Origin of the sequence: Arsenophonus nasoniae DSM 15247 (genome assembly GCF_000429565.1) — a bacterium.
Taxonomy (GTDB): Bacteria; Pseudomonadota; Gammaproteobacteria; order Enterobacterales; family Enterobacteriaceae; genus Arsenophonus; species Arsenophonus nasoniae.
In genome coordinates this window covers 1-12,110 of sequence record NZ_AUCC01000086.1, presented here as the reverse complement: position 1 = coordinate 12,110, position 12,110 = coordinate 1, and the positions used below count along the sequence as shown (strand labels likewise).

At 38.3% G+C, this 12,110-nt stretch carries 7 protein-coding genes; 6 read left to right on the top strand and 1 reads right to left on the bottom strand.

The window, feature by feature from the left end; genetic code table 11:
* The first annotated feature begins 63 nt into the window (after positions 1–63).
* The 3 genes from G468_RS0113965 to bla all read left to right on the top strand — a co-directional run bounded on the left by G468_RS0113965 (position 64) and on the right by bla (position 6,289).
* Entirely contained in the window at positions 64–3,939 is a 3,876-nt protein-coding gene (locus G468_RS0113965) for a beta-ketoacyl synthase N-terminal-like domain-containing protein (protein WP_338078181.1), read from the top strand.
* Positions 3,940–4,285: 346 nt separating this feature from the next.
* The gene (locus G468_RS0113960; RefSeq protein WP_026823634.1) at positions 4,286–4,999 is read left to right on the top strand and encodes a 4'-phosphopantetheinyl transferase family protein; all 714 of its coding nucleotides are present in this window, start codon (positions 4,286–4,288) and stop codon (positions 4,997–4,999) included.
* Between the two features lie 483 nt (positions 5,000–5,482).
* Complete coding sequence (gene bla / locus G468_RS21110) at positions 5,483–6,289, top strand: class A beta-lactamase (RefSeq protein ID WP_246067329.1); 807 nt, start codon at positions 5,483–5,485, stop codon at positions 6,287–6,289.
* A 219-nt stretch (positions 6,290–6,508) separates the two neighbouring features.
* Here bla and G468_RS0113950 read toward each other — a convergent pair whose 3' ends face one another.
* Entirely contained in the window at positions 6,509–7,495 is a 987-nt protein-coding gene (locus tag G468_RS0113950) for a hypothetical protein (RefSeq protein WP_135677465.1), read from the bottom strand.
* Positions 7,496–8,233: 738 nt separating this feature from the next.
* On the opposite strand from G468_RS0113950, the gene G468_RS24205 reads away from it, so the two are divergent.
* The 3 genes from G468_RS24205 to G468_RS21105 all read left to right on the top strand — a co-directional run bounded on the left by G468_RS24205 (position 8,234) and on the right by G468_RS21105 (position 11,802).
* A complete protein-coding gene (locus G468_RS24205; RefSeq protein ID WP_026823632.1) occupies positions 8,234–8,491 on the top strand; it encodes a hypothetical protein in 258 nt (85 codons plus the stop codon).
* The gene (locus G468_RS0113940) at positions 8,466–10,790 is read left to right on the top strand and encodes an MMPL family transporter (RefSeq protein ID WP_051297122.1); all 2,325 of its coding nucleotides are present in this window, start codon (positions 8,466–8,468) and stop codon (positions 10,788–10,790) included. The genes G468_RS24205 and G468_RS0113940 overlap by 26 nt, the downstream gene beginning before the upstream one ends.
* Positions 10,791–11,271: 481 nt before the next feature.
* Positions 11,272–11,802 carry a hypothetical protein gene (locus tag G468_RS21105; RefSeq protein WP_034250052.1) on the top strand — a complete coding sequence of 177 codons (531 nt, stop codon included), beginning with the start codon at positions 11,272–11,274 and terminating at the stop codon, positions 11,800–11,802.
* Positions 11,803–12,110 lie beyond the last annotated feature (308 nt).

Here is a 12,110-nt window from a genome sequence, read left to right as displayed (position 1 = left end):
TAAAGGTTACTTTTACTTTTCGGGTCATATTTATACCTATAAGATTTTGCTTAATTATAAGCTATAAATCTCTACAGTTTTATTAGACCACTACAAGTACAGGCGTTAGAAAATGCTGGCTATAGTAGTAGGGAAGATCTGGCGTCGGTTGGCATAGTGGCCAGCACTGGCGATGCATTTTACCAGCGCTGGTTAGCGCGGCGAAATTGCACTGAAAGTCGCAATAGCGATCCTTTTTTCTTAGGTTTATCTTATCAGAAGGATTTTGTGGCGACAAAAGTGGCTTATTATCTTGGTTTACGTGGCCCGGCGCTAACGGTTCAAACTGGCTGTTCAAGCTCTCTGGTCGCAGTGCATCAGGCATGCAATGCATTAAGCATGGGTGATGCTGAAATGATGATAGTGGCTGGGGTGAATATCGATCCGGATGCCGTACAGGGGTATAAATGGGCGCCAGGCCACATCTTCTCTAGACAAGGTAGTACTAATCCGTTCAGTGACAATGCGGATGGCACGCTGGCGACCAATGCGTGTGGCGTCGTGATCCTTAAACCATTGGCAGCAGCTCGGCGTGACAATGATCGCATTTATGCCGTTATCAGTGGTAGTGCAATTAACAATGATGGGCAGGATAAAGCGGGATATACCGCGCCTTCTGTTGTTGGCCAGGCAAAAGTGATTAGTTCGGCATTAACCCGTGCCGGAATAACTGCCGATCGAATTGGTTATGTTGAAGCTCACGGCACAGCAACACCGCTGGGTGATCCGATCGAAATTGCCGCGCTTAGCCGAGCATTCTCATCGACAACTCGTAAAACAGGTTTCTGCCATATCTCGTCAGTAAAAAGTCAACTCGGTCATGCCGGTCCAGCAGCTGGTATCTTAGGGTTGATTCGTGCCGCTTTAGCACTCTATCATCAGGTACTGCCTGCTAATGTAGGCTTTCAGCGGGCTAATCCATTGCTAGAAATAGATAAAACACCGTTTACTACCAGTGCCACCAGTCGCTTGTGGAAAAGTGATGCGCTACGCTATGCTGGCGTCAGTAGTTTTGGCATGGGGGGAACTAACGCGCATCTTATCTTGCGTGAGCCGCGCCAAGAAGAGCGCTGTTCGCATTCAGTTAAGCAAGAAGGGCTCTGTCTGGCACCCTTATCTGCCGCTACGCCACAGGCGTTACAACAGCTTATCGTTCAAGTGTTGAATGTCATGCGTACCTCTTCGCTGGATTTATCTACCCTTTGCGCACGTTTATCACTGCATAAACCGCAGCGAATACGCCATCTCGGTATATGGAACGATTTGGCTAAAGCGCAGGCAGAAATGGAAAGTTGGTTAACACAGGGACAAAACAATCAGCAGATATTACGGCGAATTGATAGACTGCAAAATAGCCAGCAGCTATCCCCTGCTCAGGCTCAGCAGTGCCGTGGTTGGTTGCTGGACGAAGAAAGTAGCTGGCCAGTCAACCGGGTCAATAATCATCCTGCAAGCTGGCAGTTTTCTATCACCAACTTTGCCTTTGCACCTTTTATGTTACTTCCTGCGGAGGTTCCAGCAAAGCTAGCCACTAAACAGTGGCGTTACACGCCTTGCTGGCAAGTAGTAGCTCAACCTCAGATGGCGGTCGCTGATCTCTGCCTGGTGATTGGCATATTGCCCAATAATGTAAAGCTGACGGCACGACAGGTGCTGGTATTATCACCAGAAGAAAAACCCGACCAACTATTAAAGCAGGCAGCAAACACCTCAGGAAATGTACAAATTCTGTGGATTTCCTCTGTTGGCGAAAGCGCTGTTGAGCTGTTGTTAAATCTAACTCATGTCATACAGGTAGCTAGCCAGTGCCTGCCGAATCGCACGCTAGAATTGAATCTACTTACCGTCAATGCATTAAGTACGGCAGCGGGGGAAGTTGTTCTACCTGAACAGGCGATGTTAACCAGTGCACTGAATGTTATTATGCAGGAACACCCACAGATACATTGTGCACTTTTTGATTGCTGTGCTAATAGCCCTACTGTCGTTATCGGATATGGTCTGAGTCAGCAGGGCATCGTACATGCATGGCGCAGCAAGCAATGGTTAAAGCTCAGCTATCAACCGCTGGTAGAGCAACCACTACATCAGTTACCCATGCTGTTGCCATCAGGCACTTATGTTGTACTCGGTGGCAGCGGTGGCATCGGCCAGGCTTTAGTGCAGGCAATTGCCGCCATTGCACCACATAGCCAATTTGTTCTTGTTTCACGCCGTGTAAATAAAGACCCGATCAGTTTGCATTTAGCCGGTCAGTGTGAATACGAATCGCTGAGTTGTGATATTACCAACATAACCGAAGTGCAATCACTAACCAACTTGTTGCAAGCGCGTTATAACCATATACAGGGGATTTTACACTGTGCTGGCGTGCCAGCGGGCGCGCTTATTGCCCGTCACCAGTGTGTTGACGATTTCTCTGTTGTTGAGGAAAAAATTCGTAGCTGTGCAGCGCTGGAGATCCTCCAGACACTGGAGCCGCGTTGGATTATCTGCTCCTCCTCTATGTCAGCTATTCATGGTGGTGTTGGGCAGCTCAGTTATGCTTGTGCTAACGGATATTTGGATGCGTGGGTAGCAGCTAAAGCTGCAAGCCAGCAAAATTGTTGCTACCGAACAATCAACTGGGATATTTGGCAGGATGGTGGTATGTCCATTCATCAACTTCCGGCTGGACTGCGTCGCCATGATAATCTGCTGCATTTAAGTATCGGTATCACTCGTCGTGAGGGGGCTGAAATGCTCTATCAAGTCATGAGTTCACCGCAGATCCAGCAGTTAGTCTGCACAACGGGTTTTGCCGAATCCCGCTGGTTTTATCAACAACATATACCATCCCGTCCATCTGTGGTCGCCAGCCCTGATACCACTGATAAATTTTCATTACCATTGATTAGAAAACTGTACGCAGAACATCTTGGTCTTGCTGAGAGTAACAATGACACTTCCTGGGAGAGTATGGGGGGTGACAGCATTCAGGCGCTAGAACTACTGGATGAGTTGAATAACAAATCGCCTCGCCCATTGACGCTGGCTGAATTTATGCAGCTGGATACACCTGAGGCACTTTACCGTTTTATTGAGGATATGGCCAAACCAGCACAGCAGGTCAATAAGGTAGAACTGGCTCAGATCGTTTTACTTCACCCGATTGGCGGAGATCTATTAGCTTATCGGGAAATGTTGAAGATGCTGGATAGTCGGATCGGCGTTATTCAGATCCAAGATCCTATGTTAGGTGGACAGATACTTACCGAAGACACGCTTATTGAACGAGCTGCTGTTTATTGCCACCAAGTATTGCCTCAGCTGAAAGACAACTGTCCTCTGATTATTATGGGATGGTCATTTGGTGCACTGCTAGCCTATCAGATGGCTGCTATGTCGGAACTGCAGAGCAAAAAACCGGTTTTAGTCATGTTAGATCCGCCTGCTGCCAATGCATGGCAAACGCCACCAACAGATGACTCACAACTGCATGGGTTTGCTAAAGAACTGAATTACAAACTGCAAGACATTACTCTGCCACAAGTAAAACTTTTGATGATGGGGGAGGATAGTGATGAATTAGATCTATCACCCTTTACGCAAAATTATGTCGGCAATCTACTACAAGCTTTCAGGCGTAACCTCACTTGCCTGCGTAGTTTCATTCCGAGTTACCCGCCGCGAGTAGTTACCTATCTGATTTATGCTAGTCAGAGTCAACAGGCGATGCAATTCTGGCGTCAGCAACTTAAAACCGCCGAGTGTATTTGTATTGAAGGTAACCACTACTCAATTTTGAACAGCAACAACGGGAAACAACTATTCAGTCAACTAAATCGAATTATTGCCAATGTCATCAACGATAGTGCCGTGACTACGTATTCGCCTACGCTCGAGCAGGCGTTAACCTAACTTGCGAGGGATAAGCCTTGCTTGCAAAACCAATTAATGTTGAAGGGAAAGTGCAAAACAAATCTGACAACATTGATTGGTTATGTAAAGAGTTTTGACCTTTGTGGCAAAGAGTGTGTGCTAGGTGCAGGCTCATAAATCGTACAGAGAAAAGAAAGGCGATTGTTTTTAAAAAAAAGCGTAACGAGAGCAACATTACGCAAGTTGACCCGAAGAGAAACGGTGGAGCAAGATTAAATTTTCGCGAGATATGAAAAATGAATTACTTTTAAGCTGTGATTGATATTGGCCTAATTAATTGTTTTATCGTGTTTTATTTTGTTAGTTATTAGCGATGGTTAGTTAAATGTTCACTTCAATCACAACCGGCTCAGCTATGCCTTTTATTCGCTATTTTGAGGTTGGGATGGCTATCCATTTACCTTGCTTACGTTACTGTTTGATCAATTTTGATATTCGCTGTTATCAGGACGAATTGTTTGCTTATTTTGCTATTCCTTTTCCTCAATCATTGAGTTCGGCGGTGGTTAAACGTCGCGCGGAATATGTTGCAGTACGATATGCAGCTAAAATACTGCTACAAAATGAAGGATGTAATAACCCACCGGGTATTGGGCAGGATCGTGCACCAGTTTGGCCATCAGGATGGTGTGGTAGTCTTTCTCATACCGATGGATATGCTATCGCGTTAGTGACGTCACAGGAAGCAGGCCTGATACCAGGCGTCGATATCGAGACATTCTCTTCGATAACAATAAGAGAGACTGCAAATCTTTTTTCTTCTTTGGATGAACAAGCTCTGCTGGTAGATAGTGGTATTGATTATGAAATCGCATTATTAATTACGTTTTCCGCCAAAGAAAGTTTATTCAAGGCACTTTACCCTGAAGTCAGATATTTGTTTGGTTTTGAAGCAGCCAGAGTTTGTAAAATAGAGATTTTACATCAACGAATTACACTTGAATTGACCCAATCACTGACCGAGTATCGTACAAAAGGTAGCCAGATAACGGGCTATTATGTCTTGCGTCACAATCAGGTTATTACTTTCTTTGCCTGAAATATCTCTTGTTATATCTGGACATAATAACGCTTATCGCTAGGCGTAAGTAGAAGAAATTTTTAGGCGGTATTGATAGAGAGAAGAACCTGATTAAGCGGGAAAAGCAATTGATCAAGATAATATCACTAAAATTTATTTGGTGGCGTTTATGGGACTTTATTATATTTAAATTGAATAACAATAAAGTAATTGAAGATTAAAAGTTACTTTAGCAAATCTATCACCCTGTATGTAACAGTGCCTATAAATATAATCATAAATGTGGAATAAAAATTTGCGTTAATAATTTTATTCAATATAAATCCATAAACCAATTAATCTTTGTAATATGTTATCAATAATAATAGTGAGTTTTTGTTTGAGTTTTTAGATAATTACCAGGATAGGATGATACTATGTTTTTCAAACATCGAATGAAATCTGTTGGGTTGATCTTGTTTATTATTGCCGTCTGTAGTAACGCCACTGCATATACAATTAATGACACTCAGTTGGCTAACATTGTTAAGCAAGAAGAAAAAAAAACTAAATTCTCGTATTGGTGTTGCTATCATTGATACGACTGATAATGTCACTATAAGTTATCGAGGTAATGAAAGATTCCCTCTAAACAGCACTTTTAAAGCGTTGTTATGTGGTAGGTTGTTACACCAGGTGGATAATGGAAAAATCGTATTGACGGAAAGTGTCCAGTTTCAGAAAGAACAACTGGTTACTTACTCTCCTGTGACTGAAAAATTTACCTCTCCTTTATCGATGAACTGGCAACAATTATGCAGTGCAGCAATTAGTTACAGTGATAATACGGCGGCTAATCTCATTGCGGAAAAAATAGGTGGCCCGGCGAGTTTTACCCGTTTCTTACGTACCATAGGTGATTCGATTACCCGGCTTGATCGCTTCGAACCTGAATTAAATAGTGCTATACCGGGTGATATGCGTGATACTACAACGCCAGTGGCTATTAGCCAAACATTACAAAAATTGGTGCTTGGTGATGTGTTGCAGCCTTCATCGCGTCAGCAATTAAGGCAGTGGATGGAAGATGACAAAGTCGCGAATGCGTTATTACGTTCTGTTCTGCCAACACAGTGGAAAATTGTCGATAAAACGGGGTCTGGAGATTATGGCTCCAGATCGATTATCAGTCTTGTTTGGCCAGAAAACCGTCAGCCATTAATCATCGCTATCTACATTACACAAACAAAAGCTACCCTAGCCCAAAGTAATGAAGCTATTGCTCGTATTGGTAAAGTCATATTTTCCGCCACGGATAAGAAAAATTAGTGACATTATTTAAAATGCCTTGTGAGGGAAAGATATATTAGTTATCGCATATTGAATCATTTTCCGTTGTTCACATCCCTTTGTCAGACTAGATTTGGTTTAACGCCTTTTGCTTTTAAAATCATTTTTCAGCTTATTAATTTGTGATGGGTATATCGCTCAAACCTATTTTTTCTTGAGCGATTTGTTGATTAAAAAACGTATGCTTTGTGGTTACTTTTACTTATTTTTAGTCAGCCACGGTGATTTTGTACTCCAAAAAATGATATCGGCTCCAAGGTAATTTTCAGCAAATTGTACAAACTCGGCCTTGCTGAATGGCTTACCCGTCTTTTTATTTATGTAGGTTAAGGTTGGCTCCTGCACTGCCATGGCAACAAGGGCTAATTTATTTTTGTATTGATTGAAGAAGGGATATGAGTTTTTCATTTGCGCCTTACGGTTGGGGACAATATCAGGACCACCGAGGCCAATGTTATGAGTACTAGCGAACTCGAATAATCGACTCATATAATTTTTATCATTGTTCCATTCGCATGGCCAGAAATTAACATATTGCACTACATATGATTTGGTAAACACCTTTCGTGCAAAGGCGAGATTTTCTATTTCACTGGCGAAGTAATTATCACAGGAAAATCCTTTAGGGGGGGCTTTCTCATCCAAATCAATGGCAGTTTCAGGTAAGTTCACTCCATATACCTGGCCATCAAAACGCTTAGCAAGTGCAGCTAATAGCGCTTGATAACGATGACGTACCGCAGGTTCCCATTGCTGTGCTACCCAACCAGAGCCAACAATGCCTCCCTCTCCTGGATTATCAAACTGTGGTGACACTCCACCGTTATAAATTGGATCATTTAATAGATAATCAGGAACGTATCGGGCATTCGGTTCGAAAAATCGATCTTGAATCTGGATAAATAATTTTTTTCTAGTTTTCTTAAGGCGTGACAGATCCATTTCAATCTTTGAGAAATCGTATTTGTCTCTTTCTGGTTCGAGCAAACGCCAATTGTAAACAATCTGTATGCCGTGAATATCGCTACGTTCTAAAATGGCTGCTACCGATTCGAAATCATCTGAACTGGTATAAATGAAGTTTTTCGGTTCTTTAGCAAAGGTTGATAAGGGCGTTACGATAGTTAGGCTAATCGCTACGATGATGAGTTTTTTTCTCAATAGCTTTTTGATGATAGTAAACATAATATCCACAAGTTCGTTACTTATAAGTCAAAATCTAGCACAAAGAATACGTGACGCGCTATGTTTTTAATTTGTGGCAACAGCCTTAGTTTAATGTGCAGAAAGAAGATGATTTATACGCGTATACAGCAAAGAAAATTTTGATTGTTATTGAACAAATAGCAATTAAAACATAACTATGAAAATTTATTGTGTGGTTTAGAAGAAATATAAATATATTAAATAATTAATGTTTATTATTGATTATTCTGCTCTTTATAAAACTCAATCGTCATTTTTAATCAAGAAAGATAACTAAAGAGTCATTGTTTAATGGAGCACCTAATAGCGATTAAGTAATTAATGAATATAAACGACAAATTTTTTAACAAGCACAAAAGATATGCCAGTTCTTTTTTGCTATTGCTTAGTAAATGGTAACCTCTTTTTTAGCCAGTTTATTATAAAAATATTTTATTATAATATTAGTGAATAATGTTTTTATTTTTATATGTTAAAAATATAATTATTTTCAGCATAAACAACCAACTATTCATTTATGGAGTGGATATTTCTTTACACTATTAATAGATTTTTGATAGGGTAATTTTTCAATTTTACTTATTTCTTTAGAATGGAGTCGTTATATGATTGCTCGTTTTTTATTCAATTAAAGCAAGTAGATTTACGCTGTAAATTAAAATAGCGTTAAAAAATCATAGCAAGAAAATTTTTATTTTAGTGTCAGGGAGTGATTTTGTGAGAGTTTTTTACAGTTTTCTCATCGTAATGAAAACTTGTTTATCAATATTTAAACGTAAACTTCTATTATATTTTCTCTTGATAAATAAATTATTAAATAATGTTATTCAGATTAATTATTTTGAAAATCTATTTTGTCTAGATGCTTTTTTATTAAATGATGAGCAAAATTATCCGGTTAATTATGCTGGTGGGCAATATCAATGGATGCTTTTTACACTGATTAACGATGAAGACCCCCGTTCTGCCGATTAAATTTTTGCACTGGGGAGCAGTTATCTGGCTCTTAATTTGTTTGCTATTAATCGCATTATTGGCATTGTTACCTAATGTACGATTTAGTGACAATATTCTAACGTGGTTACCGCAAAAAAATTTAAACCATTCATCTCCCTCTCTTAATAATGATTTTATACAGCCGGACGAGCGACAATTACTATGGTTAATAAGTCCGGGAAAGCAGCCAGATTCATCGGTTGCAGAACATTGGTTAGCATTGTTGCGTTTAGAACCTGGTATTAGTTTTGTTAAAGGCCCGATTGATACTCAACGACAAAAACAACTAGAAGGAAGCATTCTTTCTCATTGCCGTAAAGATGAACAACTTCCTAGAGAACCAGTATTACAAAATCATAATAATGCTCATGCTCAGTGGATATTTTCTCAAATTTATGACGTTTTATCTGATAATCACAAAAATTCTCTTATTGATCCTCTAATACTAATGCCTAATACGTGGCAAAAATTAGCACAAAATACCAGTCAGCTATGTCTACAAAATGGCTGGATTATAATACAAGATTATCAAGGGCAATATTGGTATCTGATTTATGGAGAACTGATAGATTCGTCTTTTAATATGCATAGCATCGATCAACTAGTAACAAATTTAGAAACCAAAGCGAAACAATTTACGGCTGATTATCCACAGGCACAAGTTTTATCACGTGGTACGATGCTATATAGTGATTATAAGAGCCAGCAGATAAAAGAGGATATTTTTACCTTTGGCATTATTGCCGTATTGGCAATGGGTTCACTAATTTTGGTTGTTTTTCGTTCATTTCGTTCATTATTACTTTGTTTTTTATCAATTGGTATTGGTGCGTTAGTTGCAAGTATTACTACATTATTCGTTTTTGGTGAATTATATTTAATTACTTTAGTAATGAATATAAGCATCATAGGGCTATCGGTTGACTATTCTCTTTACTATCTCACAGAACGTATGGTTTATGGCCATCAAGCAGATCCTTGGCAAAGTCTTAGAAAAATACAAGCGACATTATTATTAGTACTTATTACTACTGTAACTGCTTATATTATTATGATGTTTACGCCTTTTCCTGAAATTTGCCAAATGATATTTTTCGCTACAGTAGGTTTTATTGGCTCATATTTAACGGTTGTTTTTTGGTTTCCATGGTTATGTCGTGGTATACCAGTAAGAGCAGTACCCGCTAAAACTTTTATATTGCTCTGGTTTAGAGCTTGGCAAAGATACAAAATGTTACGTATTGGGTTACCACTTTTTGTTGGTGTCGTGTCATTACTTGGATTGGCAATGTTTAAAATTAATGACGATGTCTCTTCGCTTCAAGTGTTGCCTTCAGTGATTTTATCTCAGGAAACTATTATTAGTTTAACCAGTAACAAGAGTGATCAAAAATGGTTTATGATCTATGGTGATAATTCTAAAGAAACATTCAAGCGTCTTAAAGCTTTTATTATGAAACTTAATATAGCGAAAAAACGTGGTTGGTTGACAAATTATCATCTTATTCCATTTGATTCAGAACAAAATCAATATAGCGATACGGCCTTTGTTCGCAATCTTACGATAACAGAAGACCAAGCCAATCATCGTACAGGAAATGTTTTAGAAAAATTAAAAATGGCTTTAATGCTAAGTCAAATTGAGCAATATGCTGAAAATTCAGTCAATGAAAGTTGGCGTTTGATATGGACAACTTTGGCGGATGGTAGAAATGGTATTTTAATTCCGGTAGATGGTGTTAACAATAGTGCTGCGCTTTCAGCCTTGGCTGAAGCACTTCCAGGTGTAGAATGGATCGATAGTAAAGCGGTTTTTAATGAAATATTTACCCTATATCGTATGATTATTACGGGGTTATTATTTGCGGCACTTGGCGTGATTGCTGCTTGTATGATAGCTAAATTGGGTCTATGTCATGGGGTGATTAGTTTATTACCTTCAATATTGTCGTTAGTTAGTAGCCTTGCCATGCTTGCGTTTACTGGACATTGCCTAAATATTTTTTCACTATTAGCTTTGGTTTTAGTGCTGGGTATTGGTGTTAATTATACATTTTTTCTGAGTAATGCAAAAAATGAACCACTTAGTGCTTTATTTACGATTACTTTAGCTATGATGACAACAATTTTTACTTTAAGTGTACTAATTTTTAGTAATAGCTTAACCATTAGTAGTTTTGGAATTGTTTTATGTAGTGGAATTTTTGTTGCTTATTTGTTATCACCTATGGTGATGTTTAAATGTAAAGAAAAAATTACTATAAAATTTAGCATCTAATTTATTTTAATATTAATTTTTTATTTATCATATATTTATATTCTATCATCAGCTGTATTTAAAAACTATTGACGACATAAATTTTATAACTTTAATCTAATTTATAATTAGCTAAAACGGCATTAATGTTAAATTTTTGTTGACATAAATCTTTTTGCTAAGTAGATTTCGAATGCCGCAATGGTTATTTCATCGTTTCAGGAATTAAATTCATTTTATCCCGTTAGGAAATGTTTTTATAGTATTGTGACTTCGCGGTGTAAATAAAAGTTAAAGATTGCATGTCACTTAGAACGTGTAATTTTTTATTATATTAATTTTTATTAATAGTCATGAAGTCGGTATTTATTTCAAGAATGGAATTTAATATAGCATTTGTAGGTGTATAAGGTGAATGTTCTAAAAATTATTTAGTTTGGGATAATTGATTGTTAGAAAATATTAAATTACATGTTTTCATAAAATTTTAGGGGGGTAAATAATGAAATATAAACAAATGACCCATCAGGAAGCTGTGAAAAGATGTTATGAACTTACACCACAACTGCGTGAATATGATGAATTTATGTCCTTAAGCGTTCGCTGGCTTCCTTACACTATGTTTTTTCACCAAAAGAATTATCGATCAGCCGTGATTAATACCGATGAAATGGGCTTCCGAATAAGTAAATCATTTTCTGGCTGGGTTTCACCAACTAATTTTCCAACCGATGAATTAGTTAACATTGTTATTGGCGGTTCGACTGCAATGGGAACCGGAGCTACTTCGGATGCATATACAATTTCTTCGAGACTTTCTAAGTTGACAGGAGAAATATGGCTTAATTTTGGTGGTAGTGGATATAATTGTGTGCAAGAAGCAATTCTTTTTATGCTGAATCAGCATCGGTTTAAAAAAATAAAAAATATTATTATCTTAAGTGGTCTTAGCACATTAACTTTTGAGGGCCTTCCCGACGATTTTACCTCAGAATATGGTAAATATTATTATTCTTACGAATTAGTTCATTAACAGAATGAAATACATTTAAAAATAACATTAATAATCAATTGATTAATTAACATATTGACAATTAAATTTATTTTTATATACACATATATGTACAAATTTATTTTCCACCCTTCACGTGCTATCTTCGCCCTAATGCTTAGAACAAAACCACCGTCTCGTACAAAGCCACTTACCCGCAACCAACAACTAATAGTTAATAGTTAACAACTTTCTCCAACGCTGCTAATAGGATGGGGCTATTCTTTTTGCGCGTGTTGCTGATTCCAGATTGAATCAACGGGCATTTCTACCCTCACATCTAGCCATGT

What these genes read in the sequence shown, in the direction of transcription:
- G468_RS0113960 (WP_026823634.1), top strand. Translation starts at nt 4,286, where the DNA reads ATGTTCACTTCAATCACAACCGGCTCAGCTATGCCTTTTATTCGCTAT.
- bla (WP_246067329.1), top strand. Translation starts at nt 5,483, where the DNA reads ATGACACTCAGTTGGCTAACATTGTTAAGCAAGAAGAAAAAAAAACTA.
- G468_RS0113950 (WP_135677465.1), bottom strand. Translation starts at nt 7,495, where the DNA reads ATGTTTACTATCATCAAAAAGCTATTGAGAAAAAAACTCATCATCGTA.
- G468_RS0113940 (WP_051297122.1), top strand. Translation starts at nt 8,466, where the DNA reads ATGAAGACCCCCGTTCTGCCGATTAAATTTTTGCACTGGGGAGCAGTT.
- G468_RS21105 (WP_034250052.1), top strand. Translation starts at nt 11,272, where the DNA reads ATGAAATATAAACAAATGACCCATCAGGAAGCTGTGAAAAGATGTTAT.